Annotated in this window: 23 protein-coding genes; 12 read left to right on the forward strand and 11 right to left on the reverse strand. The window is 69.7% G+C overall.

All coding sequences use genetic code 11. The annotated features are described in order from the left end of the window. Positions 1–94: 94 nt before the first annotated feature. Positions 95–2068, reverse strand: coding sequence for a GumC family protein (locus AC3WQY_RS21810; protein ID WP_492710675.1), 1974 nt, complete (start codon positions 2066–2068; stop codon positions 95–97). Positions 2069–2295: 227 nt separating this feature from the next. Between AC3WQY_RS21810 and AC3WQY_RS21815 the strand changes: the two genes are divergently transcribed. Next, entirely contained in the window at positions 2296–3348 is a 1053-nt protein-coding gene (locus AC3WQY_RS21815; RefSeq protein ID WP_492710676.1) for an ethylbenzene dehydrogenase-related protein, read from the forward strand. Between the two features lie 39 nt (positions 3349–3387). Here the strand turns inward: AC3WQY_RS21815 and AC3WQY_RS21820 are convergent, their stop codons facing one another. Then, positions 3388–6198, reverse strand: a complete 2811-nt coding sequence (locus AC3WQY_RS21820; RefSeq protein ID WP_492710677.1) for a hypothetical protein — start codon at positions 6196–6198, stop codon at positions 3388–3390. Positions 6199–6370: 172 nt separating this feature from the next. Between AC3WQY_RS21820 and AC3WQY_RS21825 the strand changes: the two genes are divergently transcribed. The 6 genes from AC3WQY_RS21825 to AC3WQY_RS21850 all read left to right on the forward strand — a co-directional run bounded on the left by AC3WQY_RS21825 (position 6371) and on the right by AC3WQY_RS21850 (position 12724). Beyond that, positions 6371–6964, forward strand: coding sequence for a 2-oxoacid:acceptor oxidoreductase family protein (locus tag AC3WQY_RS21825; RefSeq protein ID WP_285235427.1), 594 nt, complete (start codon positions 6371–6373; stop codon positions 6962–6964). Beyond that, positions 6948–8204, forward strand: coding sequence for a pyruvate ferredoxin oxidoreductase (gene porA / locus AC3WQY_RS21830; RefSeq protein ID WP_285235426.1), 1257 nt, complete (start codon positions 6948–6950; stop codon positions 8202–8204). The genes AC3WQY_RS21825 and porA overlap by 17 nt, the downstream gene beginning before the upstream one ends. Continuing rightward, positions 8205–9236: a thiamine pyrophosphate-dependent enzyme gene (locus AC3WQY_RS21835; RefSeq protein ID WP_492710678.1), complete on the forward strand. Its 1032-nt coding sequence runs from the start codon at positions 8205–8207 to the stop codon at positions 9234–9236. It abuts the gene before it with no gap. Continuing rightward, the gene (locus tag AC3WQY_RS21840) at positions 9233–10867 is read left to right on the forward strand and encodes an NAD(P)-binding protein (protein WP_492710679.1); all 1635 of its coding nucleotides are present in this window, start codon (positions 9233–9235) and stop codon (positions 10865–10867) included. The genes AC3WQY_RS21835 and AC3WQY_RS21840 overlap by 4 nt, the downstream gene beginning before the upstream one ends. Before the next feature lie 331 nt (positions 10868–11198). Further along, on the forward strand, positions 11199–11627 hold the full coding sequence (locus AC3WQY_RS21845; protein WP_492710681.1) for a PACE efflux transporter: 429 nt from the start codon (positions 11199–11201) through the stop codon (positions 11625–11627). Positions 11628–11647: 20 nt separating this feature from the next. Continuing rightward, positions 11648–12724: a tartrate dehydrogenase gene (locus AC3WQY_RS21850; RefSeq protein WP_492710682.1), complete on the forward strand. Its 1077-nt coding sequence runs from the start codon at positions 11648–11650 to the stop codon at positions 12722–12724. Here the strand turns inward: AC3WQY_RS21850 and AC3WQY_RS21855 are convergent. Further along, entirely contained in the window at positions 12721–13233 is a 513-nt protein-coding gene (locus AC3WQY_RS21855) for an Lcl C-terminal domain-containing protein (RefSeq protein ID WP_492710684.1), read from the reverse strand. The two genes, AC3WQY_RS21850 and AC3WQY_RS21855, sit on opposite strands and share 4 nt — an antisense overlap. A gap of 137 nt (positions 13234–13370) precedes the next feature. Here AC3WQY_RS21855 and AC3WQY_RS21860 point away from each other — a divergent pair, with 137 nt between their 5' ends. After that, positions 13371–14171: an SDR family NAD(P)-dependent oxidoreductase gene (locus AC3WQY_RS21860; protein ID WP_492710685.1), complete on the forward strand. Its 801-nt coding sequence runs from the start codon at positions 13371–13373 to the stop codon at positions 14169–14171. A 4-nt stretch (positions 14172–14175) separates the two neighbouring features. Here AC3WQY_RS21860 and AC3WQY_RS21865 read toward each other — a convergent pair whose 3' ends face one another. The 7 genes from AC3WQY_RS21865 to rquA form a co-directional block, all read right to left on the reverse strand. After that, on the reverse strand, positions 14176–15327 hold the full coding sequence (locus AC3WQY_RS21865; RefSeq protein WP_285235419.1) for an outer membrane protein assembly factor BamB family protein: 1152 nt from the start codon (positions 15325–15327) through the stop codon (positions 14176–14178). A 454-nt stretch (positions 15328–15781) separates the two neighbouring features. Beyond that, positions 15782–16417, reverse strand: coding sequence for a carbonic anhydrase family protein (locus tag AC3WQY_RS21870; RefSeq protein ID WP_285235580.1), 636 nt, complete (start codon positions 16415–16417; stop codon positions 15782–15784). A 17-nt stretch (positions 16418–16434) separates the two neighbouring features. Then, positions 16435–16797: a fumarate reductase subunit FrdD gene (gene frdD, locus AC3WQY_RS21875; RefSeq protein WP_285235418.1), complete on the reverse strand. Its 363-nt coding sequence runs from the start codon at positions 16795–16797 to the stop codon at positions 16435–16437. Next, positions 16794–17198: a fumarate reductase subunit C gene (locus AC3WQY_RS21880; protein WP_285235417.1), complete on the reverse strand. Its 405-nt coding sequence runs from the start codon at positions 17196–17198 to the stop codon at positions 16794–16796. Before AC3WQY_RS21880 ends, frdD begins: the two co-directional genes overlap by 4 nt. Continuing rightward, positions 17195–17962, reverse strand: a complete 768-nt coding sequence (locus AC3WQY_RS21885; protein ID WP_285235416.1) for a succinate dehydrogenase/fumarate reductase iron-sulfur subunit — start codon at positions 17960–17962, stop codon at positions 17195–17197. Before AC3WQY_RS21885 ends, AC3WQY_RS21880 begins: the two co-directional genes overlap by 4 nt. Further along, on the reverse strand, positions 17955–19736 hold the full coding sequence (gene frdA, locus AC3WQY_RS21890; protein ID WP_285235415.1) for a fumarate reductase (quinol) flavoprotein subunit: 1782 nt from the start codon (positions 19734–19736) through the stop codon (positions 17955–17957). The genes AC3WQY_RS21885 and frdA overlap by 8 nt, the downstream gene beginning before the upstream one ends. A 7-nt stretch (positions 19737–19743) precedes the next feature. Continuing rightward, the gene (gene rquA / locus AC3WQY_RS21895) at positions 19744–20478 is read right to left on the reverse strand and encodes a rhodoquinone biosynthesis methyltransferase RquA (RefSeq protein WP_285235414.1); all 735 of its coding nucleotides are present in this window, start codon (positions 20476–20478) and stop codon (positions 19744–19746) included. A gap of 141 nt (positions 20479–20619) precedes the next feature. Between rquA and AC3WQY_RS21900 the strand changes: the two genes are divergently transcribed. Then, complete coding sequence (locus AC3WQY_RS21900; protein WP_285235413.1) at positions 20620–20838, forward strand: SlyX family protein; 219 nt, start codon at positions 20620–20622, stop codon at positions 20836–20838. A gap of 4 nt (positions 20839–20842) precedes the next feature. On the opposite strand, the gene AC3WQY_RS21905 is transcribed toward AC3WQY_RS21900, so the two are convergent. Then, a complete protein-coding gene (locus tag AC3WQY_RS21905; RefSeq protein ID WP_285235412.1) occupies positions 20843–21973 on the reverse strand; it encodes a GGDEF domain-containing protein in 1131 nt (376 codons plus the stop codon). Between the two features lie 92 nt (positions 21974–22065). On the opposite strand from AC3WQY_RS21905, the gene AC3WQY_RS21910 reads away from it, so the two are divergent. The 3 genes from AC3WQY_RS21910 to otnI all read left to right on the forward strand — a co-directional run. Further along, complete coding sequence (locus tag AC3WQY_RS21910) at positions 22066–23778, forward strand: ABC transporter ATP-binding protein/permease (RefSeq protein WP_285235411.1); 1713 nt, start codon at positions 22066–22068, stop codon at positions 23776–23778. A 14-nt stretch (positions 23779–23792) separates the two neighbouring features. After that, positions 23793–25745: an NAD(P)-binding protein gene (locus tag AC3WQY_RS21915; protein ID WP_285235410.1), complete on the forward strand. Its 1953-nt coding sequence runs from the start codon at positions 23793–23795 to the stop codon at positions 25743–25745. 3 nt (positions 25746–25748) lie between these two features. After that, positions 25749–26539 (forward strand): 2-oxo-tetronate isomerase (otnI, locus tag AC3WQY_RS21920; protein ID WP_492710688.1); only part of this gene is annotated, 791 nt, incomplete at its 3' end.

Genomic DNA, 26539 nt, shown 5'->3' on the forward strand with positions numbered 1-26539 from the left:
TACCCTGATAGGCGTCAATGCCGGGCGCGATACATCGGCTTACATCCGGCGCACAGCGGCAATATTGCACGCTTGGGCGGGTGCGGCGCCCGCCTCAGTCGCGCAGCGCCGGCAGCAGTGCTTCGATGTCCTCGATACCACGCCGCTCGCTGGCAGGCGCCAGCGGCGCCAGGGCATTCAGGGCCTCGCTGCTGAGCCGCCCCACCAGCTGGCCCAGCTCGCTGAAGCGCAGGCCCTGGCGCACCAGGAAAGCGATGTAGCTGTGGCGCAGCATCTCGGCCGTGAGGGCGTCGGCGCCGTCGAGCTGCGCGTCGTGCGCGGTGGCGGCGACGATCATGTGCACCTCGTCGGCCTGCAGGGCCCGCCCGCTCGCATGCTGCAGCAGCGGCAGCTCGGCCGCGCCACCGGCATTCAGCGCCCAGGCCGCGCGCAAGGGCGCCGCCAGCGGCAGGCGGCGCGCGTCGGCACCCGGCACCTGCAGCTGGCCGCGCTTGGCGTCCACATGCTGCAGCTGCAGGGCCAGCAACTCGTCCACCGTCAGGCCGCACAACAGCGCCGCCAGCACCGGCTTGTGCTCGGGCGTCGCGGCCGCGAGCAATTGCCCGACCTCGCCGGCCTGCAACTCGCGCGGCGGTGCGCCGGCCAGCAAGGCCCGCTCCGGCGCCGCGGGCAGCACGGCCTGCGGCGGCATGCCGGCCTGCCCCTGCAGACCCATCATGGCCGGGGGGATCACCACCGTGGTGCTCACCGGCGCGGCCGCCTCGCTGCGGTTGAAGAACTCGACGAACCAGACCGCCAGAAAGCCCAGCAGCAGCGCGCCCGCCAGCACCAGGCCGGCATCGCGCCAATAGGCCGGGCTGCTGGGCGCCGCCGGCGTCACCGCCGGCTCCAGCACCAGCAGCTGCGGCCGCCGCGCGCGCTCGCTGGACTCCAGCGCCAGCAGCTTCTGCCTGGCCGTTTGCAGCAATTGCTCCAGGCCGTGGACCTCGGCCTGCATGACCTGGTAGGCGCCCAGCTGCTGGCTGGCGGACTGCACTTCCTGGCGATCGCCGCTGAGTTGCTGCTGCAGGCGCTGCACCGTGGTCTTGGCGGAGGCCAGTTCCTCGCGCGCCTCGGCCAGGGCCATCTGCTGCGACTTGCTGCGCTCGGCGTCCAGCTGCTGTTCCAGATTGGCGATGCGCGCCTTCAGCGCGCGTGCGCCCGGGTCCATGTCCAGATACTGCGGCGTGTATTGGCGCTCCATGCCGCGCCAGTCCTCGCGCGCCTGCGAGAGCCGCGCCTCCAGGCCGGCCACCGTGGGGTTGTCCCGGGCCTGGGGCAGGCGTGCGCCGCGCGCCACGGCCTGCTCCAGCGCCTGCACCTTGCCCTCGCTCACCGCCTGGCGGTCGGTGGCCTGCTGCAGCGAGGTGTTCAGGCCCTTCAGGCGTGCGAGCGCCTGGCTCTCGTCGCGCTCGCTGGACACGATGTGGTTCTGCTGCCGGTAGCTCTCGGCGGCGTGGCGCTTGTCCGCCAGCCTGGCCTCGATCACGCGGATCTCCTCGCGCGCCGCATCCAGCTTCTCGTTCGAGGCCAGGCTGCCGCTCTCGCTCTGGGCGCGCCGGTACACCTCCACCAGGGTGTTGACCAGGGGCGCCACCAGTGCGGCGTCCGGGCTCTGGGCCTGCAGCTGCAACAGCTGGCTGTCGGCCACCGGCCGCACCGAGAGCAGCTGCTGCACCGCCAGCACCGGGTCATCCGCCCCCGCCTTGATCAGCCCCTGGGCGCTCAGCTGCTCAACCGCCTGCTGCACCAGGGCGCGGCTGCGCAGGATCTCGCCCTCCAGCTGCAGCGCCGGTGCCACCGGCGTCAGCGTGGCCGCTGACGAGGCCGCACCCGCCACCAGGCCCGGCGCCGGGATGATCTGCAGCTTGGCACTGGCCGTGTAGACGGCGCTGCGCATGAAGTCCAGGCCCAGCCCCAGCAGCAGGCCAAGGCCGAACACCGCAACGAAGACCTGGAGGCGACGGCGCATGGCCAGGCTGCGCGGCGCCGGCGCGGCGAAACCGGCGCCGTGATGCAGGCTTGCCATATGGAGTGTGCGATGCGGCATGAAGATTTTTGCGGGCACCCGGAGCGGGCGCGTAGCTGCGACTATAGACAAGCGGGCCCGGCCACGTGCGAGCGGCCCGCCTTGACATGGCGCAAGCCCCTCCCGCCCCGGCAGATCGACACTGCAAGCAATCCCCTTGGGGTGCCGCTTGGGTTCAGGCGACGATGCAGTCAACCACGGGGTTCAATCCTGATCGGGAGATCTCCATGTCGAAGAACGTCCTTCATGCCATTGCACTCGCCGGCCTGGCGCTGAGTCTGGCTGGCTGCCAATCGGCACGCGAAGAAGCCATGCCACCTAACACCCTGGTGGCCCTGCAGGCCAAGGCCGCGCCCAATCTGCAGGCCGGCGCCGCCGACCCCGCCTGGGCCCAGGCCAGGCCGCTCAGCGTGGCGCTGACCGATGGCGCCAATTTCGGCGGCAAGGGCGACACCCAGGCCACCCTGAAGGCGGTCTACGCCGGCGACTCGGTCTACTTCCTGATCCAGTACGCCGACCCCACCCACTCGCTGCGCCGTGGCCCCTACCAGAAGCAGGCCGACGGCAGCTGGAAGAAGCTCAAGGACCCGGCCGACAAGGGCGGCGACGACAACATCTATTACGAAGACAAGTGGGCCATGATCTGGCCGATCGGTAACTCCATCCCCGGCTTCGACAAGCAGGGTTGCGCCGCGCTATGCCATCTGGACCAGGGCAAGCCCTATGGCAACAAGTACAGCGCCAAGGAGGGCGAGCTGGCCGATATGTGGCATATGAAGGGCTCGCGCACCGCACCCTTCGGCTATGTGGACGACCAGTACGTGGACCACACCCGCTACGACGCCAAGGCCAGCCCGAACGCCGGCCGCAAGAGCGATCCGGGCACGGCCACGGGCGAGTACAACGCCGTGCCCCTGGTGGATGGCAAGCCGCAGTTCATGAGCCGCGAGGCCAAGGCGGGCAATGCCGGCGGCAGCTACTTCATCAAGCGCGGCGAAGAGGTGGCCTTCGACGACAGCAAGTTCAAGCCCGGCGACGAGGTAGCCTCCTACATCATCAACCCGCTGCAGGGCGACCGTGCCGACATCCGCGTCGCGGTGAGCTGGAAGAACGGCATGTACACCTCGGTGGTGGCACGCAAGCTGGTCACGGGCAGCAAGTACGACGTGCAGTTTGCCGACCTCGGCGCGCGCTACGGCTTCGGCTTTTCGGCCTTCGACAACGCCCAGGTGCGGCACGCCACCTCGGAAGACCCGCTCTACCTGGTGTTCCGCAAGTAGTCGCGCCGCGCGCGGACCACACCCGCTGCCGCTCAGGCCCTAGCTGAGCAGCAGCGGCACCGGCTGCGCATCGCCCGGCCCGGCCGCCATCAGCAGAAAGCCCGGCGGCAGCTGCCCGATCAGATCGGCCATGGCGAGGATGAAGGTGTTGAAGGCCCAGGTCATGCCTTCGTCGAAGGTGCCGATGCCGATGCCGCTCATGGTTTCGCTGGCCACCGCCACCGCTTCCAGCGCGTCGCGAATCTCCATCAGCAGCGGCTCGATGCCGGCGCGCAACGCGGCCGGCGGCCCCAGCACGGGCTCGGCCAGCAGAATGGCGCGCAGCCTCGGCCCGGCGGCATGCAGGGTGCGGGCGCAGCGCAGCACGGCGGCGAAGCGATGGAACACCGACAGGCGGCGGCTGCCATCCGTCCATGTGCCGCTTTGCACCGCGATGCCGACACGGTTCGCAGCGTCGAGATCCGGGTTGCGGGCCGAGACATGGCCCGGCCGGTACAGGCCCAGGTAGGCCAGCATGCGGGCCTGCTGCGAGCCGCCGCCCTTGAAGTTCTCGTCGGCCAGCTCCTTCAAGACCTCGCTGGGCGAGGTGTGCGAGAAACCCGCCATGCCCGCGTAGTACTGGTCCAGGCAATCCAGCCCATGCGCCAGGAAGCAGGCCTGCACCTGGGCAGGGTCGAGGGTCTCGAAGCGGCGCCAGGCCGGCGCATTCAGCGCCACCGGCAGGGTCAGCACGAGGTCGCGCCAATAGGCCTTGGCGTTCTCCGGCGCCACCGGCGGGTTCAGCAGCAGGCCGACATCGCGGTGCGTGCGCGCGCCCAGCAGCGCCGCGTAGTCGTCCACCACATGCTGCACAAAGGCCTTGGTGGTGGCCTTGCCGCGCGCCGCGTAAGCCCCCTTGAGCGACAGGCTCAGCTCGGCCTGCCCGTCGCGCTGCGCCAGGCTCACATACACGCCCAGCGCGACGCTGCGCTGCAGCCACTGGTTCTTGGTGACGGCCTCGATGTCGACATTGGCATCGGCGGCGCTCAGATGGCCCCAGAGGTCGGCCTTGAAGCGCATGCCGATCAGGCTCACGCGCGAGCTCGAGAAATCCCGCCCGAACAGGCTCAGCAGGGCCGACTCGCTGTCGACCAGCTTGCTGGTCTCCGACAACCAGCCGCTACCCAGCTCGAAGCAGCCCCCGGCGCTTGCGGCATCCACCAGCTCGCCCAGCAGGCCGATGCGGCCGCTGCACAAGGCCTGGTAAAGGCGCTGCGCGGCCGCCCGGTCGCCGTTCGGGCCGAACCAGCCCTCGAAGGCCAGGCTGGCATTGCGGCTGCGCTGTACCTGCTCCGACAGCGTGATGCCCAGCCTGGCCTTCTTGGCCTCGCTGAGCGCCGCCAGCAGCCCGGCGCGTGCGTCGTTATAGGCCTGCAGCGCCTTGGCGATGGCCGTGGACACCGGGTTCTGATCAAGCTTGGCGAGCTCCTCGTTGAGGCGCGCGCCGAAGGCACCCAGCGGCGCCAGCAATGTGTCCAGCGCGTCGCTGGCGCCCGCCTTGACCTTGGCCTGCGCGGCCTGGACCTCGCCATCAAGCTTCTTGAGCTCGGCGGCCAGGGCGCTGCTGGCGGCCTTGAGCGCGGCATTCGCGGCCTTGGCGACCGACGGCTTGCCCAGCAGGGTGTCGCCAGCCGCCTTGCCCAGCAGGCGCTCCATCCAGTCGCTGGCGAGCTGCGCGGCATCGGCCGACTGGCTGGCCAGCTGCTGCGAGGCGTTGTCCAGCGCGTCCACCAGCGGCGCCGTGAGGCGGTCCACCAGCTGGCGCTCGACATCCGGCAGCGCGCGCTGGCCGAACAGCAGCAATGCCAGTTGCTCCAGCTCCGGATTGGCTATCTTCGCCCTCAGCAGCTCGCCCAGTTGTGCGCCCAGGGCCGTGCCGGGCTGGGTCAGCGCGCTCAGCCTGCCGGCATCGAGCGCGGGCCAGCCGGCGCGCAGCGCGCGCTCGGCGCTGGCGGCCAACGCACGCAGATCCAGGCCGGCGCTGAGCGTCACACCGAAGCGCTCGTCATGCGCGTCCAGAGTCTCCAGCTCCAGCTTCAGGCCCCAGGCGCCGCCGCGCTGCTCGGGCCGCACATGCAGGCGCATGCCACCCTGGTGCTGCAGCTGCAGGCGCGCATCCATGCCCACGCTCAACCCGACGCCGGCACGCGCGCCATCCAGGCCGTAGGTCCAGGCGGTCCAGCCGGCTTTCGCCCCCACGCTCAGGCCCGCCGTCAGCTGGGCCTTCAGGTCCAGGCGCAGGCCCCAGAACATCGGATCGGGGGCGAGCCTGAGCAGGCCCTCCAGGTCGTTGGGCAGCAGCCAGTAGCGCGCGGCGTCTGCGGCCGCGTCGACCACGCTGGCCCTGTTCTCGGCCTGCACATACCACCAGAGACGGGCATCGGTGCCGGCCGAGAGATTGGCGCTGGCCTGGCCCCATGCGCCGATGCTCTGCTGGCCGCCCAGCCCGGCCGAGAGGCTCAGCGCCGCGCCATAGGACATCACGACATGGCCGTCGGCCGGTGCTATGCCCAGCTGCCGGTTCTCCTCGGCGTCCAGCATGGGGGCGATGCTGAGGCCCAGGGAGGCATCGGCCTGCGCCGACCATTCCCAGCCGAGCTGCGTGGTGGCGGTCTTGCCGGCGGCGTCGAGCAGCTTGGCGCTGAGCTCCGGCTGCTGCTCGTTCTTCAGCTCACCCAGCGGCGTGACCAGCAACTGCACGTCGTGCGGGGCGCCCACGGCAGCCAGCAGCGGCGGCAGGCCGGCGGCGGGGTTCTTGCGAAAGGCGTTGGCGGCGTCAAGCAGCTTGGGGTCGACCTGGAGCAAGGGCATGGCAGTGAGCGGGCAGTGGGGGCCTCGAAGCGTAGCCAGCCCGGCCGGGCCCGGCATCCTCGACCTGGTGGATGCGGCGCCGGAGCAAGGCCGAGGTTGATATTCGTCATGTCGCCGGGCCTTGCGCGGGCGAAGAATAGGCAGCACCCACTCAAGGGAGGGAGCGCCCCCGATGTTGCAGATCCGTATTCACGGCCGTGGTGGCCAGGGCGTGGTGACGGCGGCCGAGCTGCTGTCGGTCGCCGCTTTCGAGCAGGGCCGCCATGCCCAGGCCTTCCCCAGCTTCGGCTCGGAGCGCACCGGCGCGCCGGTGGTGGCCTTCTGCCGCATCGCGGAGCGCGAAATCCGCCTGCGCGAGCCCATCCTGGCGCCCGATGTGCTGATCGTGCAGGACCCCACGCTCCTGCACCAGGTGGATGTGTTCCAGGGGCTCAAGCCGGATGGCTATGTGCTCATCAACAGCCGGCGCAGCTTCGACGAGCTGGGCCTGGCCGAGGTGGCGGCGCGCTTCCGCCACGAGCGCCTCACCACCGTGCCGGCCACCGAGATCGCGCTCAAGCATCTCGGTCGGCCGCTGCCGAATGCGGTGCTGCTGGGCGGCTTTGCGGCGCTCTCGGGCCTGGTGTCGCTGGCGGCGGTGTCGCATGCCATCCAGGCCAAGTTCAGCGCCAAGCTGGCTGCCGCCAACATCGCCGCAGCCGCCGAGGCCTTCGAGTTCGTCAGCCAGGAAATGCAGGAGTTGGCCCACCATGCTCAAGCAATGTGAAGGCTCGCACGCCGTGGCCGAAGCGGTGGCGCTGTGCCGCCCCGAGGTGATCTGCGCCTACCCGATCTCGCCGCAGACGCATATCGTCGAGGGCCTCGGCGAGCTGGTGAAGGATGGCACGCTCACGCCCTGCGAGTTCATCAATGTGGAGAGTGAATTCGCGGCCATGAGCGTGGCCATCGGCGCCTCGGCGGCCGGCGCGCGCAGCTACACCGCCACCGCCAGCCAGGGCCTGCTCTTCATGGCCGAGGCGGTCTACAACGCCTCGGGCCTGGGCCTGCCGATCGTGATGACGGTGGCGAACCGCGCCATCGGTGCGCCCATCAATATCTGGAACGATCACAGCGACTCGATGAGCCAGCGCGATTGCGGCTGGATCCAGCTCTTCGCCGAGACCAACCAGGAGGCGGTGGACCTGCACATCCAGGCCTTCAAGCTGGCCGAGGAACTCTCCATGCCGGTGATGGTGTGCATGGACGGCTTCATCCTCACCCATGCCTACGAGCGCGTGGACATCCCGGCGCAGCACGAGGTCGACGACTTCCTGCCGCCCTACGAGCCGCGCCAGCTGCTGGACCCGGCCGAGCCGGTGTCGATCGGCGCGATGGTCGGGCCCGAGGCCTTCATGGAGGTGCGCTATCTGGCGCATGCCAAGCAGCTGATGGCGCTGGAGGTGATCCCGCGCATCGCCGAGGACTATGCGGCGCGCTTCGGCCGTGCCTCGGGCGGGCTGGTGCGCGGCTACCGCTGCGAGGACGCCGAGACCATCGTCGTCGCGCTGGGCTCGGTGCTGGGCACGCTCAAGGACACGGTGGACGGCCTGCGCGAGCAGCAGGGCTTGAAGATCGGCGTGCTGGGCATCCATTCCTTCCGCCCCTTCCCGCTCGCCGCGGTGCGCGCCGCGCTGCAGGGCGCGCGGCGCGTGGTGGTGCTGGAGAAGAGCTTCTCGGTGGGCCTGGGCGGGGTGGTCTCCACCGACGTGCGGCTGGCGCTGTCGGGCCTGCAGCTGCATGGTTATACCGTGGTGGCCGGCCTGGGCGGGCGCGCCATCACCCAGGCCTCGCTGCAGCGCATGCTGCTGCAGGCGGTGGCCGATGCGCTGCCGCCGCTGAGCTTCCTGGACCTCGACGAGCGCATCGTGCAGCGCCAGCTGCAGCGCGAGGCGCAGATGCGGCGCAGCGGCCCGATTGCCGAGAACCTGCTGCGCGATGTGGGCACGGTTGCTTCAAAGGTGGCCTGAATGAATGCTCCCCAGATCAAGTTCTACCAGACCGGCACCTTCACGGTGGGCAACCGCCTGCTGGCGCCCGAGCAGCGCAGCGTGCAGTCGTCCAGCGAGCGCAGCAACTCGATCAACTCGGGCCACCGCGCCTGCCAGGGCTGCGGCGAGGCGCTGGGCGCGCGCTATGCGGTGGACGCCGCGATGCGCGCCACCCGCGGCCAGCTGATCGCCGCCAACGCCACCGGCTGCCTGGAGGTGTTCTCCACGCCCTACCCCGAGAGTTCCTGGCAGCTGCCCTGGATCCATTCGCTGTTCGGCAATGCCGCGGCGGTGGGCACCGGCATCGCTGCGGCGCTCAAGGTCAAGGCCCTGAAGGCCGGCATGAGCGAAAGCGCCACGCGCGTGATCGCCCAGGGCGGCGATGGCGGCACCACCGACATCGGCTTCGGCTGCCTCTCGGGCATGTTCGAGCGCAACGACGACGTGCTCTACATCTGCTACGACAACGAGGCCTATATGAACACCGGCGTGCAGCGCAGCTCGGCCACGCCGCCGGCCGCGCGCACCGCCACCACCATGGCCGTGGGCGTGCAGCCCGGCGCGTCCTTCGGCCAGGGCAAGAACCTGCCGCTGATCGCGATGGCGCACGAGATCCCCTACGTGGCCACCGCCACCGTGGCCGATCTGCGCGACCTGGAGGCCAAGGTCGAGCGCGCCATGAGCTTGCGCGGCGCGCGCTACCTGCACATCCTGGTGCCCTGCCCGCTGGGTTGGGGCGCCGCCAGCCAGGACACCATCAGGCTTGCCAGGCTGGCGCGCGAGACCGGCATCTTCCCGGTCTTCGAGGCCGAGCATGGCGAGATCACCAGCGTCACCAAGATCCGCCACCGCGTGCCGGTGGCCGAATACCTGAAGCCGCAGAAACGCTTTGCCCATCTATTCGCCCAGCCCGGCCAACCCGGTCACCCCGAGATGCTGGCGCGCATCCAGGCCGATGCTGACAAGAACATCCGCCGCTTCAAGCTGCTGGACGAAGAGGTGACGGTATGAAGGACGCACGACCTTTCGCGATCACGCTGGATCCCGGCTCCTCGCTGGCCAACAAGACCGGCTCCTGGCGCACCGAGCGCCCGGTCTATGTGGACCGCCTGCCGCCCTGCAATGCGCAATGCCCGGCCGGCGAGGACATCCAGGGCTGGCTGTTCCACGCCGAGAGCGGCGCCTACGAGGCGGCCTGGCGCCATCTCACGCGCGACAACCCCTTCCCCGCCACCATGGGCCGGGTCTGCTATCACTCCTGCGAGGGCGCCTGCAACCGCGGCCAGCTCGACGCGGCGGTGGGCATCAACTCGGTGGAGCGCTTTCTGGGCGACGAGGCCTTGAAGCAGGGCTGGCAGTTCGCGCCGCCGGCGGATGAGTCGGGCAAGCATGTGCTGGTGGTGGGCGCCGGGCCCTCGGGCATGTCGGCCGCCTATCAGCTGCGCCGCCTGGGTCACCGCGTCACCGTGCTGGAGGCCGGCCCGATGCTGGGCGGCATGATGCGCTTCGGCATCCCCAAGTACCGCCTGCCGCGCGAGGTGCTGGAGGCGGAGCTGCAGCGCATCGTCGCGATGGGCGTGCAGGTCAAGCTCAACTGCAAGGTCAGCGACCTGGCCGAGACCATGCGCATCGGCGGCTATGACGCCGCCTTCCTGGCGGTGGGCGCGCATATCGCCAAGCGTGCCTTCATCCCCGCCAAGGACGGCGCACACATCCTCGACGCCGTCGCGCTGCTGCGCTCGATGGAGGGCGCCGAGCGGCCCATGCTGGGCCGCCGCGTGGTGGTCTATGGCGGCGGCAACACCGCCATCGACGTGGCGCGCACCGCCAAACGGCTGGGCGCCACCGAGGCCATCATCGTCTATCGCCGCACGCGCGCGCAGATGCCCGCGCACGACCTCGAGGTCGAGGAGGCGCTGGAGGAAGGCGTGATGGTGAAGTGGCTCTCCACCATCAAGCACGCCAGCGAGGGCGCGCTGATGATCGAAAAGATGACGCTGGACGCGCAGGGCCGCCCCCAGCCTACCGGCGAGTTCGAGATGCTGGAGGCCGACTCGCTGGTGCTGGCGCTCGGGCAGGACGTGGATCTTTCGCTGCTGGACCGCGTGCCAGGTCTTGCCGTGCAGGACGGCGTGGTGCAGGTGGACCCGGCCACCATGATGACCGGCCATGCCGGCATCTTCGCCGGCGGCGACATGGTGCCGGCCGAGCGCAATGTCACGGTGGCGGTGGGCCATGGCAAGAAGGCCGCCCGCAACATCGACGCCTGGCTGCGCGGCCACGCGCTGAACCTGCCGCCCAAGCATGAGCCCGCCAGCTTCGAGCGCCTCAACCCCTGGTACTACAGCGACGCGCCCAAGACCATGCGCCCGCAGCTGGACCTGGCGCGCCGCAGCAGCAGCTTCGACGAGGTGCAGGGCGGGCTCACCGCCGAGAACGCGCTGTTCGAGGCGCGCCGCTGCCTGAGCTGCGGCAACTGCTTCGAGTGCGACAACTGCTACGGCGTCTGCCCCGACAACGCCGTCATCAAGCTGGGGCCTGGCCAGCGCTTCGAGTTCAACTACGACTACTGCAAGGGCTGCGGCATGTGCGCGGCCGAATGCCCCTGCGGCGCCATCGAGATGCGGCCCGAGCAGGTTTAGAGCGTGTTTACGATCCCGTCATAGTGCCCGCAAGGCAGCCCAGGGGCGCAATCTAGGCGCACGCCGCAGGCCAGGCTCGCCGCCTGGCCAAGGTGGGCAACGACGAGTGCGCCCCTGGGCTGCCTTGCCCTTCGGGTTGCCCCGCAAAGACAGCGTCTGCGGCGTTGCAAATCCTCGCCGGGTGTCCAACCCGGCTGCGGTTTGCGCCTTGCATCCCCTGCCTTTGCGGGGCAACGGGCACTATGACGGGACCGTAAACACGCTCTAGGGCGCATGAAGCGGCTAGCATCGCGCGTCTGTGTTGTTGTTCGCGCGTGCCGCGCATCGCCCCATGCACCCCAAAAGTCCCAGAACGCGCCGCATCGTCCAGGCCCTGCTCTATGAAGCCATTGCCGTGGCCGTGGTGGGCCCGCTGCTGAGCCTGGCCTTCGAGCAGCAGGCCGGCTCCACGCTGGCGCTGGCGCTGCTGATGTCCTCCATCGCGCTGGGCTGGAGCTATCTGTTCAACAGCTGGTTCGAGCGCTGGGAGGCTCGCCAGGCGCGGCGCGGGCGTTCCGTCTGGCGCCGCCTGGCCCATGGCATCGGCTTCGAGGGCGGCCTGGTGCTGTGGCTGGTGCCCATCATGGCCTGGTGGTTGCAGACCTCGCTGTGGAACGCCCTGCTCGCCGACCTGGTGCTGCTGGCCTTCTTTTTTGTCTATTCGATCGCCTTCACCTGGGGCTTTGACAAGGTCTTCGGCCTGCCCGCCTCGGCCGCATGAGCAAAGAAAGCAACCCACGCATGAGCAAGCACAAGCCCTTCAGGGTCGCCGTCATCCCCGGCGACGGCATCGGCCGCGAGGTCATGCCCGAGGGCCTGCGCGCCCTGCAGGCAGCGGCCGCGCGCTTCGACATCGCGCTGGAACTGACCCACATCGACTGGGCCAGCTGCGACTACTACCTGGCCCATGGCCAGATGATGCCCGCCGATTGGAAGGCGCAGCTGCAGGGCATGGACGCGATCCTGTTCGGCGCGGTGGGCTGGCCGGCCACGGTGCCGGACCACATCTCGCTGTGGGGCTCGCTGCTGAAGTTCCGCCGCGAGTTCGACCAGTACATCAATCTGCGCCCGGTGCGCCTGTTCGAGGGCGTGCCCTGCCCGCTGGCCGGCCGCCAGCCCGGCGAGATCGACTTCTTCGTGGTGCGCGAGAACACCGAGGGCGAGTACACCAACCTGGGCGGCCGGCTGTTCGAGGGCACCGAACGCGAGCTGGTGATCCAGGAGTCGGTGTTCACCCGCCATGGCACCGAACGCGTGCTGCGCTATGCCTTCGAGCTGGCGCGCGCGCGTGCGCGCAAACAGCTCACCGTCGCCACCAAGAGCAATGGCATCGCCATCAGCATGCCCTGGTGGGACGAGCGCGCCGCCGAGATGGCGCAGGCCTACCCCGAGGTGGCGGTGGACAAGCAGCACATCGACATCCTCTGCGCCCGCTTCGTGCTGCAGCCGCAGCGCTTCGACGTGGTGGTGGCCTCCAACCTGTTCGGCGACATCCTCTCCGACCTGGGCCCCGCCTGCACCGGCACCATCGGCCTGGCGCCATCGGCCAATCTCAATCCCGAGCGCAGTTTTCCCTCGCTGTTCGAGCCGGTGCATGGCTCGGCGCCCGACATCTATGGCAAGAACATCGCTAACCCGGTGGCGATGATCTGGTCGGCGGCACTGCTGCTGGACTTCCTCGGCTGCCGGCCCGCGCATGACGCCATGCTGGCGGCGATCGAGCAGGTGCTGGCCCGCGGCCCACGCACGCCGGACCTGGGTGGCAGCGCCAGCACCACCGAGATAGGGTGCGCGATCGCGGAGCTGATCGCGGGCTAATCCAGAGTGCGCACCAGCCGCACCAGCAGGCGGCTGCTCTTGCTGACGTCGCCATGCGCCGCGCCGCTGCCCAGATGCACGGCCCAGCCCAGCATGGCGGCGCTGGGCGCCTCGCCGCCGCTGCCACGCATCACCGTGCCGTAGTTGTAGGGGTTGCTGGCGCGCCCGCCGAGCTGGGCCGTGGCGCTCCAGAACAGCTCGCGCGGCGTATCGGGAAACAGCAGCGGGTCCGGCCCGACGGGCCTGGCCGCTTGCTTTCCCCTCTCCACCAGCCGCTGCAGCTCCTGGACGCGTGGCAGGCGCCAGGCCAGGCCATCGGCCTGGCTGCGGCCACGCGCATGGGCCAGCGCCTGCGGCAGGCTCATCAGCTGGGGCGTGCCGCGGCAGAACTTGCCGGTCCAGGCCATGCCTTCCACGCAGCGCGCCCAGGCCAGCCTGGCCTGCGGATCCAGCACCGCGGCACCGTCCGCCGAGATGCTGGGCCTAGCCGGCAGAGGTTCGGCCGCCAAGGCCGGCCCCAAAGCCAGCAACCCTGCCAGCGACCCTGCCAGCAAGCCGACCAGCCAGCCGAGGGCGCGCCGCCCAGTGATTCCGAGGGTTACGCGCTTGGCATCGCTGGCATGGCACATGGGCGTAGTATGGCCGCATGACAGCCCCACGCACATTGACCGCCCTCATCACCGGCGCCTCCTCGGGCATAGGCGCGGCGCTGGCCCGGCGCTTTGCGCGTGGCGGTTTCAACGTCGTGCTGGTAGCGCGCAGCGCCGACAAGCTCGAGGCCCTGGCCAAGGAGCTGGCGGCCGAGCATGGCGTGAAGGCCTGGGCGGTGGCGGCCGATCTCGCCCGGCCCGACGCCGCCGCCAACCTGGCCAGCGCGATGAAGCGGGCGCGCCGGCCCATCGACCTGCTGGTGAACAACGCCGGCGTGCTGGCCCATGGCAGCTTTGTGGAGCTGCCGGCGCAGCGCCACCAGCAGCTCATCGACCTGAACGTCAGCGGCCTCACCGCCATGCTGGCCGCCTTTGTGCCGCCTATGGTGGCGCGCGGCCAGGGCCGGGTGCTCAACGTGGCCTCGATCGCGTCCTTCCAGCCGGTGCCCAGCCTGGCCAGCTATGCCGCCACCAAGGCCTATGTGCTCTCGCTCACCGAGTCGCTGTCGGAGGAGTTGAAGGGCACGGGCGTGAGCATCACGGCGCTGTGCCCCGGCATCACCGCGACGGGCATGCTGGAGCAGGCGCGCGCCGAGCATGCCGAACTCGCCAGGCTGCCCGGCTTTGTGATCGGCAGCGCCGAGGCGGTGGCCGACGAGGGTTTCGAGGCCTGCATGCAGGGCGAGGTGATACGCGTGCCGGGCGTGCTCAACCTGGCCACCGTGCTGGCCGGCCGCGCCACGCCCAAGTGGCTGCTGCGGCGCGTCAGCGGCGCGCTGACGCGGCAGCTGAAATAGCGCGCTAGGGCTTCGCGACGCGCCAGTCGCGGAACAGATCCAGGTCCACGCCGTCCGGGTAGTTCAGGTAACCGGGCAGGTGGCCTTTCACGCCCTTCACCCCGTACTGCCAGATGATGGCCTTGGTCTGGCGGTCCACCACGATGACGCGGTCGTGCAGGTCGTCCACCACCAGCACGTCGCCGGTGTCGGGCAGCTCGCGGGCGATGGAGGGATGGTCCAGCATGCCCTCGCCCTCGCGCACGAAGTATTCCCAGCTCGGCTTGCCGCTGGCGGGGTCGAAGATCACCACGCGGCCGGGCTTGCTGAAGTCGGCCACGATCAGCTGCTTGCCGTCCACGGTAGGAAAGGTGTCGGAGGGATAGCGCACATGCGGGGCGCGCACGCTCCACAGCACCTGGCCGGCGCGCGTGATGCGCGAGACCCAGGCCTCGCTGATCTCGGTCACCAGGATGTCGCCGTTGTCCATCGGCGTGGCACCGTTGGGATGGCCCAGGTACTGCGGCGGCTGGTGCTTGCAATGGCCGGGCTGGCCCCATTGGGTCTTGATGCTGCTGTCCTTGGGATCGACGATGAGCACGCGGCAGTTGCGGATGTCGGCGGTGAGGAACATGCCGTCGGCCAGCAGGTGCGCATCGTCCGGGTAGTTGAGCAGATTGCCCTTGCTGCCGCGCGTGTCGGGCACGCCATAGGTCCAGGTGATGGCGCGCTGCTCATAGTCCACCAGGTGCACGTCGAAGTTGTCCTCCTCGCTGACCGCCAGCTGGCGGCCATCGGCCGAGAAGTTCACGTCCTCGTTGCCGCGGTAGAGCTTGAGATTGGGCGAGGGGAATTCCCAGACGATGCGCTTGTCGGGCGCCACCTCGATGAGCCGGTTGTTGCGCCGGTCGGCGATCACGATGGGATAAGGCAGCGGCTTGCCCCAGGAGGCCACCGGCTTGCCCCGGCTGCCGGTGACGGGCGGAATCGGCGGCAGCACCGTGCCGCTGGACACCATGCCGGCGCCCAGCATCTCGCTCGTGACCTCGACCGGTGTGCCCGGCGCGTCGGGTCGCTGAGCTGGCTTGGGCGCCTTGGCAGCGGCCGGCTCGCACAGCAGCATCAGCGCCGCGAGGGTGAGAAAAGAAAGGCAATGGCGGGGTATGAGCAGCTTCATGGCGTCACCATGCCCGAGTGCGCTCGGCGCGGCTTTGACCGCGGGCAAAGGGGCTGACAAAGGTGCTTCACCAGTAGGCGTGAAGCTCCCAGAATTTTGGCAGCGAAGTGCGTTCGCGCCGCGGCCCGTGGCACGAGGGGCGCGCACACCGATCGGTGTTGGCAAAGCACGGGGCGGGTGGTTGCGGCGGCCCTCTTGCGCTGCCGAGGAGCACAGGGCCTTGCGGCCGCGCGCGTACCCGCGCGCTTCAAGCACTGGAATGGCGCACTCTGTCTGAACGCAGCGAGCCGTAGGTGAGCGCAGTGAGTTGTGCGCCAGGCCGCAAGGGCCGAGCACCGCAGGGGAGCCCGAGCATTGCGAGGGCCTGCGCATCCGGGCCGCAGCGGCCACCCGCCCAGGGCTTTGCCGTCCGCCCACCTTGGCGGTCGCTTTCCCACATCGATGAAGAACCTTGCTACAGACTCTCGCGCACCGCCCGGCCATTCAGCGGCTGCGGCGCGCGTGCATTGGGCGCTATCAAGCTTGCCAGCCGCTGCAGTTGCGCGGCCGAGAGCGTCTGCGGCTGTTGCGCAAGCAGCCATTGCACGCCCTCGGTGCAGGGCGGCGCGGTGAGCGAGCCGGTGTAGGCAAAGTAGCCGCGCTCGCCGGGCAGCAGCGCCGCCGCGTCCAGCGCCAGCCGGCGCTCGGCCTCGCCCTGCGCCGGCAGCTCGGGCAGCAGCCTGGCCAGGGCCGGGTGCTCGGCACCCAGGCGGAACCACAGCACCAGGGCCAGCAGCTGGCCGCTGCGACTCTTGTGCAGCAGATGCATGGCCATGGGGAAGTCTTCGCCGCGCAGGCGGTCGCCACCGGGCAGGTGGAAATGCAGCTGCTGCAGGGCATAGGGCTGGCCACCGATCAGCAGCCGGCTGCCGGCGGCCACGCGCAGCCGCACCGTATGGCCGTCGTGCTGCACGCGAGCCGGGCCGGCGCGGTAGTCAAAACGCAAGGTCGGCATGGTATGGCGCTGCGGGGCGACGATGTCCACCGGCGATTGCTGCCGGCCGCTCTCGCACAGGCCGGCATGGGCCGGCAGGGCCAGCGCCAGCAGCACCGCGAACAACGAAATGTTCAGAAGCCGACCCGCAGTAGATTGACCGCCGCCACCACGCTGATGGCAAAGGCGCTGCCATAGCAGCAGAGCTTGGCCACCAGGCCCTTGTGGATGCCGATGTCGTGCAGGCTGCAGAGGATGCGGTGCGCGGCATGCCAGGCGAACAGCGCGATCACCGCCAGCAGGAAGAGCTTGCCCAGGCCATGCTGCGCCAGCGCCAGCACGCGCGGGTAGCTCAGCAGCTCGGGCGAGTAGAACCAGCCCAGCGGCACCGCCAGCCCGGTGATGAAGACCAGGGCCGTGCCCAGCAGCGCCGACAGCATGCCGCCGGCACCAAACATCAGCCAGAAGATCGGTGCATTCGAACGCGGCTTGCTCATGATTGCCACCATGCGGCGAGGGCCAGGACCAGCACCGTCGCGATGGCGGCGGCGCTCCAGCCGGTGCGCTGGATGGCACCGGCGCTGACTTGCTCACCGCCCATTTTGATCATCGGCAGGGTCTTGGGCATGATCTGGAACCAGCTGTAGGCATGGATCACGAAGGCGATCAGCAGCACCAGGTGCAGCAGCAGCGAGAGCGGCGAGCGCAGCGCCTGCAGCCAGCCGTTCCAGGCCGCCTCGCCCTGCGCCAGGCGCACCACGCCGACGCACAGCACGATGGCGTAGGCGGCCACCGCGAAGGCGGTGGTCTCGCGCAACATATAGCGCATGAAGAAGGGATCGCGCTTCCACCAGCCCGTCATCGGGCGGCGGTAGGGCGGATGGCGTTTGACGTTCATGGCTTGCCTCCTCGCTTGGAGCCGGGCAGCAGAAAGCGCTTGAAGTAATCGGTGGCGCTGTTCATCTTGTTCTGGTTCACCGCACGCGCCGGGTCCACGCCCTTGGGGCAGACCTCGGAGCAATAGCCCACCGCGGTGCAGCTCCAGACGCCGTCCTGCGCGTTCAGCACCTCCATGCGCTCGGCCTGGCCGCCGTCGCGCGAGTCGGCGTTGTAGCGGTGCAAGAGGGCCAGCACGCCGGGGCCGGTGAACTCGGGGTCGATGCCGAACTGCGGGCAGGCGGCGTAGCAGAGCATGCAGTTGATGCAGGAGCTGTACTGCTCGATGCGCTCCAGCTCCTCGGGCGTCTGCAAGTACTCGCCCTGCGCCAGCGCGCGCGGCTCCTTGGGAATGATGTAGGGCTTGACGCTCTCGAGCTTCTTCACGAAGGGCTCGACGCTCACCACCAGATCGCGCTCGATCGGCAGATGCGCCAGCGCCTCGACGCGGATCGGCCCGGGGGCGAAGTCGCGCAAAAAGGTCTGGCAGCTCAGCATGGGCTTGCCGTTGATCATCATGCCGCAGCTGCCACAGATGGCCATGCGGCAGGACCAGCGGAAGCTCAGGGAACCGTCCTGGTCGTCCTTGATCGCCTGCAGGCCCTGCAGCACCGACATGTCGTCGGTATAGGGCACGGTGAAGCGTTCCCAGACCGGCTCGCTTTCCTGCTCGGGCCGGTAGCGCATCACTTCGATGACGATGCTTTTGGTGATGGTTTCAGACATGGCGCGCCTCCGCATCCGCTTTCTCGCCCGCCGCGCCATAGGCGCGCGTGCCCGGCGGCGAGCTGGTGATCTTCACGTCGCCGTAGGCGATGCGCGGTGCCTCGGCGCCAGCGTAGTAAGCCAGGCTGTGCTTGAGGAAACGCGCGTCGTCGCGCTCGGCGAAGCCGTCCAGGCGCTGGTGCGAGCCGCGCGATTCCTCGCGCTGCAGGGCCGAGTGGGCGATCGCCTGAGCCACGTCGAGCAGATAGCCCAGCTCGATGGCCAGCAGCCACTCGGTGTTCCAGGCGCGCGAATGGTCGTCCAGGTGCAGGTGCTGGTAGCGAGCTTTCAGCTCGGCCAGCTTGGCGCAGGCGGCGCGCATGGTGTCGGCGCTGCGGTAGATGCCGCAGCCGTCTTCCATGCATTGCGCCATCTCCTTGCGCAGGGTGGCGATGCGTTCCCCGCCGCTGGGCCGCGTCACCAGCGAGAGCGCATGGCCGCGCACTTCCTCGGCCAGGGCGCCGATCGCCGCGGCATCGCCATGCCCATGCTTGCGCGCGAACGCCGCGGCCTCGGTGCCGGCCAGCTTGCCGAACACCAGCAGCTCGGTGAGCGAGTTGGAGCCCAGGCGGTTCGCGCCGTGGATGCCCACGCTGGAGCATTCGCCGGCCGAGTACAGGCCCGGCAGCGGCGCCGCGGTCTTGCCGTCGGCCATGATGCCGCCCATGGTGTAGTGCACCGCCGGCAGCACCGGGATCGGTTCCTTGGCCGGGTCCACGCCCAGGTATTCGACGGCCAGCTCGTAGATCTGCGGCAGGCGCTCGCGCAGCTTCTTCTCGCCCAGATGGCGCAGGTCCAGGTGCACCACATGGCCATGCGGGCCCTGCACGGTGCGACCCTTCTGCTTCTCGTGCCAGTAGGCCTGGCTCAGGCGGTCGCGCGGGCCCAGCTCCATGGCCTTGTTGCGCGGCTCGGGGGTGGCGGGGCCGAGGCCGTAGTCCTGCAGGTAGCGGTAGCCGTCCTTGTTGAGCAGGAAGCCGCCCTCGCCGCGGCAGGCCTCGGTGAAGAGCAGGCCGGTGCCGGGCATGCAGGTGGGGTGGTATTGCACGAACTCCATGTCGCGCAGCGGCACGCCATGGCGGTAGGCCAGGGCCATGCCGTCGCCGGTGACGATGCCGCCGTTGGTGTTCTCGCGGAACACCCGGCCGGCGCCGCCGGTGGCGATGATCACCGCCTTGGCCTGGATGAGCTTGAACTCGCCGCTGGCGATCTCGATCGCCACCGCCCCCTGCACGCGGCCGTCGTGCACGATCAGGTCCACGCAGAAATGCTCGTCCAGGCGCTCGATCTGCGGGAACTGGATCGAGGTCTGGAACAGCGTGTGCAGCATGTGGAAGCCGGTCTTGTCGGCGGCGAACCAGGTGCGCTCGATCTTCATGCCGCCAAAGGCGCGCACGTTCACATGGCCGTCGGGCCGGCGGCTCCAGGGGCAGCCCCAATGCTCCATCTGCACCAGCTCTTCATGGGCCTGGCCGACGAAGTACTCCACCACGTCCTGCTCGCACAACCAGTCGCCGCCGGCCACGGTGTCGTGGAAATGGGCTTCCAGGCTGTCATGCGCCTGCGTCACCGCAGCGGCTCCGCCCTCCGCCGCCACCGTGTGGCTGCGCATCGGGTAGACCTTGGAAAGCAGCGCCACCCGGGCGCTCGGGTCGGCCTGGGCCACCGCGATCGCCGCTCTCAGCCCGGCGCCACCGGCACCGATGATGAGCACATCCGTCTTGTAGCTGTCCATGATGGTGTCAGCGTGTCAGCACCAGTTTCTGGTACAGGCCGCCAAAGTAGGTTTGATGATCGGTCGATGCAAACTGCACGCCGGACGGCAGAAATTCCCGCAGCGGGTGGTTCCACAAGTCCATCGCGAAGGGCTCGAGCTTGCGGAACACCTGGCGCATGAGCGGACGCAGCGGATGCCAGCGCACCGGCTGGTGGTAGTCCACGATCACCAGCTTGCCGCCCGGCTTGAGCACGCGCAGCGCCTCGGCCAGGGTGCCGCGGCGCACGGCCTCGGGCTGCTCGTGCAGCAGGAAGAACATCAGCACCTGGTCGTAGCTGGCATCGGCCGCGGCCAGGGACGAGGAGTCGCCCTGTATCAGCTTGATGCGCTCGTCGGCCGGCAGCTTCTGTGCCAGGTTGTTGAGCTGCACCGGCAGGATGTCCAGCACGTCCAGGCTGGCATCGGGGGCCAGGTTTTGCCTCAGGCGCGGGGTCAGGTTGCCATAGACGCAGGCCACCTGCAGATTGCGGCCGTGGATCGCCGGGCTGCCCAGCTCGGCCAGGGCCAGGTCGCGCAGGCGGGCGTAATTGCCAAAGAGGATGGCATTCACCAGCCACTCGCGCTCGAAGGTCTGTACCGCCTTGGGATGCACATAAGCCCACCAATACACCTGTTCCAGGTAGCGCGGCACCATCGGCGCTGGCGGCGGGCTGAAGGCCTCGAGGGTCAGATCGGCAGCGCGGGGGGTGGGCGGCGTCATGCGGCGATTCCTTGTTCTCTTGTTTCCGATGTCGGCGCTGCCAGCCTAGGTCGCTGACTGGGCGGCGCACTTGATCTAGATCAGCCCGGCCGTGAAAGCCACAGCCGGACCGGGCGGACAAATCTGGCGTCCAATACGGGCATGGACATTCAGCAGCAGATCGATGCCCGGCTCACCGAGCTTGAAATCAAGGCCAGCTACACCGAAGACGCGGTGGAGCAACTCAACGCGGTGATCGTGCGCCAGCAACAACAGATCGACCTGCTGCTGCGTGAGCTGATGCACCTGCGTCAACAGGCACCCGAGCCGGGCTCGACACCGTTCCGCAGCCTACGCGACGAATTGCCGCCGCACTACTGAGGGTTCACCCCAGTTCGACGCGGTCGCGTCCCGCCTGCTTGGCGCGGTAGAGCGCCCGGTCGGCGCGGCCGAACAGGCTGTCCGCGCTGTCGCCGGCCTGCCACAGCGCGATGCCGAAGCTGGCCGAGATGGCCGGCTCGCTGGCCGAGCCGGGGCGCGCCACCAGGGTGCGCAGGCGCTCCGCCAGGCGCAGCACGCCGGCCGCATCGCTATCGGGCAGCAGCACCGAGAACTCTTCACCGCCATAGCGGAAGGCCTGGTCCTGGGCGCGCAGCCCGCTCTTCAGCCGCGCGGCAAAGGCGGCCAGCGCGAGGTCGCCCTCGCGGTGGCCGAAGCGATCGTTGATGGACTTGAAGTGGTCGAGGTCGGCCATCATCACCGCGAAGCTCGGCTGCTCCTGGCGTTGCGCGCGCGCCAGCATGCGCGCCATCGCCTCGTCCAGCGCGCGCCGGTTGCCCAGGCCCGTGAGCCCGTCGGTGAGCGCCTGCTCGCGCACCTCGGCCTCGGCCCGCATCTTGCACAGCTGCAGAAAGCCCAGATTGGTGACGATGATGTAGACGAAGCCGAAGATGTAGATCGGCTCCTGCCAGGCCGGCGGCAGGTCCAGGTAATGCAGCTGCGCCCCGGCCAGCAGCAGGCCGGCGGCACGCAGCGGCAGCACCAGGCCCATCAGCAGATAGAACAAGGCCACCAGCCTTTGCATGCGCCCCAGGCCCGGCCGGCCGGCGCGCCACAGCACGCGCGCATTCATCAGCTCCACCAGGCCGTAGACAAAGCCGTTGAAGATGGTGGCGCCGACGTAGTTGGCGCCGGCGATGAAGCCGATCAAGGTGACGGCCAGGCACATCGCCGCCAGCCAGGCGCGGCTGTAGGGCAGGCCGAGGAACTGGCGGATCGCGATATAGAAGCCCGCCACGCTCAGGCTGCCCAGCGCATTGCCCAGGCCGCCCGAGAGCAGCGCCGGCAGGCGGCCCGCATTGGCCAGCAGCAGATAGGCCAGCCCCTGGCAGCTGATCGCCAGCATCCAGGTGCGCAGGCCATTGCGCTCGTCCGCTTGTGCGCGTGCCGCCCACAGCATGGCCGCACTCGTCACCAGGGCGAGGGTCTGGGCCAGGAACAGGGTTCGAACGTCCACGATGCGAAGAGTAGGAAGAAAGGAAGAAAGATTTCAGCCATGCGGGCAGCCGCGCATCGTAGCCGCAGCACGAACAAGGCAAGATAAGCGGAATGAATGGCATTGAGCAACCCGGCTTCAACACCCGGCTATGGCGCCGCTTCCTGGCCATGGCAGCCCCCTACTGGCGTTCCGACGAGCGCTGGCGCGCGCGCGGCATGCTGGCCCTGCTGATCGTGCTGCTGCTGGGCCAGACCGGTTTCAACGTGCTCTTCAACCACGAGACCGGCGAGTTCACCTCGGCGCTGGCGGCGCGCGACGCCGAGCGCTTCTGGGCCTCGATCTGGCGCTGCCTAGCCCTGCTCTCGGCCGCCGTGCCGATCTACGGCCTCTACTACTTCGTGCGCGACACCCTGGGCCTGCGCTGGCGGCGCTGGCTCACCGAGGACTTTCTGCAGCGCTACTTCGGCCGGCGCGCCTACTACCGCCTCAACACCATCACCGGCATCGACAACCCGGACCAGCGCATTGCCGAGGACATCAATGCCTTCACCCAGCAGTCGCTCTACTTCTCGATGATCCTGCTCGGCGCGGTGCTGCAGCTGAGTGCCTTTGCCGGCGTGCTGTGGTCGATCTCGCGCACCCTGGTCTACTTTCTGCTGGGCTATGCGGTGTTCAGCACCCTGTTCACCGCCGGCGTGTTCGGCCGCCAGCTGATCGGGCTGAACTTCCGCCAGCTGCAGCGCGAGGCCGACTTCCGCTTCAACCTGGTGCGGGTGCGCGAGCATGCCGAGCCGATCGCCTTCCACCGCGGCGAGGCGCGCGAGATGTCGACGCTGCAGCGCGTCTTCGCCGCCATCTATGCCAACTACCAGCAGGTGCTGCGCTGGCAGTTCAAGCTCAATCTGTTCCAGTATGCGCACAGCTTTCTCACCACCGTGCTGCCCAGCGTGATCGTGGCGCAGCAGGTGCTCGAGGGCGAGCTGGAGGTGGGCCGCGCCATCCAGGCCGCCGGCGCCTTTGCCGCCATCCTCAGCGCGCTCACCGTGGTGGTGGAGCATTTCGAGAGCCTGAGCCGCTTCTCCGCCGGCATCGACCGCCTGCATGGCTTTGCCAAGGCGCTCGCGGCGCCGGACGCGGACGACGCGCAGCAGATCCGCCGCCAGGACGGCTTCACGCTGGAGCTGCAGCAGCTCAACCTCTACACGCCGGGGCACGAGCATCTGCTGCTGCGCGATCTCAGCCTCGGCGTGGCGCCGGGCGCGGGCCTGCTGATCGTGGGCGCCAGCGGGGCCGGCAAGAGCTCGCTGCTGCGCGCCATCGCCGGGCTCTGGACCAGCGGCTCGGGCCTGGTTCGGCGCCCGGCCGGCCACGACATGCTGTTCCTGCCCCAGCATCCCTATCTGCCGCTGGGCGATCTGCGCTCGCAGCTGCTCTACCCCCAGCTCAGCCAGGACACCTCGGACGCCGAGCTGCAGCAATGGCTGGAGCGCGTCAACCTGGGCGACCTGGCGCAGCGCTTCGGCGGCCTGGACGCGGTGCAGGACTGGGCCAAGCTGCTCTCGGTGGGCGAGCAGCAGCGCCTGGCCTTTGCGCGCGCCCTGCTCGCCAAGCCGCGCTACCTGCTGCTGGACGAAGCCACCAGCGCGCTCGACGCCGACAACGAGGCGCGCCTCTACGCCCAGCTGCAGGGCCTGTCCATCACCGCCATCAGCGTCAGCCACCACGCCGCGCTGCTGCAATACCACCAGCAGGTGCTGGAGCTGCAGGGCCAGGGGGCCTGGCAGCTGCGGCCGGCGGCCGGCTACCGCTGGCCCAGCTTGTGAAGGGGCGCGCCCACATGCCAAGCGACCAGCAACTGGGCATGGACCGCGCCATCACACGGCGCGACTTCATCAACGGCATCGCCGTGGCCGCGGGCGGCCTGGCGGCCCCAGCCTGCCCGCATGCGCAGGCGCAGGAGGGGGCGGGCGCGGCAGGTGATTTCGGCGGCCAGTCGCTCGCCGCCGCCGCGCCCCTGCACGCGCGCCGCGATGGTGCGCCGCTGCCCGCTTGGTCCGAGTTTTCCGACGACGGCGAGCGCTTCGATCTGGTGGTGGTGGGCGCCGGCATCAGCGGCCTGGCGGCCGCGCAGATGTACCGTCAGCATGCCGGGCGGCCGGTGTCCATGCTGATCCTCGACGCCGCACCCGAGCTGGGCGGCCACGCGCTGCGCAATGAATTCACCGCCCGCAACGGCCGGCGCCTGATCGGCTATGGCGGCTCCGAGTCGCTGGACTCGCCCGGCCTCTGGTCGCCCGCCGCGCATGCGCTGGTGCGCTCGGTGGGCATCGAGCTGGAACAGTTCAAGGACTATTACGACAGCGGCTGGCAGGCCCGCCACGGCCTCACGCAAAGCGCCGCCTGGTATGCGCCCCAGCTGTGGGGCGAGGGCCGGCTGGTGCGCCACGCCCCGGGCGAGCCGGCGGCCGACTGGGTGGCGCGCACGCCGCTGCTGCCCGCGGCGCAGCGCGACCTGCTGCAGCTGCTGCAGGCAAGACATGACCCCTGGCCGCAACTCACGCGCGCCCAGAAGCGCGCCCGCCTGGCCGGCCTCAGCTACGACCGCTTCCTCACCGAGGTTTTGGGCCTGCACCCGCAGCTGACCCTGCTCTACCGCAACCGCACCAGCGGCTACATCGGCGTGGGCAGCGACGCCTGCAGCGCGCTCGACGCCTATGCCCTGGGCCTGCCCGGTTTCGCCGGATTGGCGCTGGGCGAGGCGGTGGACGCGCTGATGAGCCCCAGCGGCCGCCAGGCCAAGGGTGGGCGGGACGACTACATCTACCACTTCCCCGATGGCAATGCGGGCCTGGTGCGCGCGCTGCTGCGCAGCCTGATCCCGGCCGCCCTGCCCGGCAGCGGCATGGAGTCGCTGGTGCTGGCCGAGCGCGACGACGCCCAGCTCGACCGCCCGGATGCGCCACTGCGCATCCGCCTCAACAGCCCGGTGCTGCGCGTGCAGCACGCCGCCGGCGGCATGGCGGTGGACATCGGCTACCGCGGCGCCGATGGCGGCCTGCGCCGGCTGCGCGCCGGCCAGGTCGTGCTGGCCTGTTTCCACCGCGTCATTCCCCAGCTCTGCCCCGAGCTGCCGGCGGCGCAGCGCGAGGCGCTGAACGACCAGGTCAGGGTGCCGCTGATCTACGGCAATGTGCTCTTGAGCCATTGGCGGCCCTTCCAGCGCGCCGGCATCGCCGGCCTCGGCCTGCCCGGCCATCTGTTCGACAGCCTGCGCATCGACTTCCCGGTCAGCATCGGCCGCTACCGCTTCCCCGACTCGCCGGACGATCCCATCCTGCTGCACCTCAGCAGCGTGGTGCTGGACGGCCCGGCCGGCGCGCCTGAGCGCGTGCAGGCCGCGGCCGGCCGGCGCAAGCTGCTGGGCCTGGGCTTCGCCGAGTTGGAACGCGAGATCCGCAGCATCCTGCAAGGCGCGCTGGGCCCCTTCGGCTTCGACGCCGCCGCCGACATCGAGGCCATCACCCTGAACCGCTGGGCGCATGGCTATGCCTACGAGTACATGCGGCCCTGGGACAGCTTTTGGCCCGCCGGCCCCCTGCCCATGCACAGCGCGCGGCGCGGCTGGGGCCGCATCGCGATCGCCAACAGCGATGCCGGCGCCTACGCCTATGCGCAGGGCGCGATCGACCAGGCCACACGCGCCGTGGCCGAGCTGCTGCCGCAGGCGCACCTGCCGCGCTTCTGGCGCGAACCCGGGCCCTCGGCCCGACAACTGAAACTGCCCCGCTGATCGATGCCAAAATTCGCCGCCAACCTCAGCATGCTCTACCCCGAGCATGAATTCCTCGACCGTTTTGCCGCCGCCGCCCGCGACGGTTTCAAGGGCGTGGAGTTTCTCTTCCCCTACGAACATCCGGCCGACGAGCTGGCCGCGCGGCTGGGCGACGCCGGCCTGGAGCAGGTGCTCTTCAATGCGCCGCCGGGCGACTGGGCCGCCGGCGAGCGCGGCCTGGCCTGCCTGCCCGGGCGCGGCGCCGAGTTCCGTGCCGGCATCGCCCAGGCGCTCGCCTACGCCGAGGCGCTGGCCTGCCCGCGCATCCATGTGATGGCCGGGCTGGCGCCCGCGGGCGTGGAGCGCGCGCGGCTGCAAGCCACCTACGAGGCCAATCTCGCCTGGGCCGCCGAGCAGGCCGCGGCCGCCGGCCGCCGCATCCTGATCGAGCCCATCAACCCGCGCGACATGCCCGGCTACTTCCTGAACCGGCAGGACGAGGCGCATCGGATCGTGAACACGCTGGCCGAGCCCGCGCTGCAGGTGCAGATGGACCTTTACCACTGCCAGATCGTCGAGGGCGACCTGGCCACCAATCTGCGGCGTTATCTGCCCGGCGGCCAGGTCGGCCATCTGCAGATCGCCGGCGTGCCGGACCGCCACGAGCCCGACCAGGGCGAGCTGAATTACCCCTGGCTGTTCGAGCTGATCGACCAGCTGGGCTGGCAGGGTTGGGTGGGTTGCGAATACCGGCCAAGGCGCGGCGCGGTGGCGGGCGGCACGCGCACCCGCAACCCGGTGCTGGCGGCGCG

The sequence above is a fragment of the Roseateles sp. FW301-B2 genome (assembly GCF_058788955.1).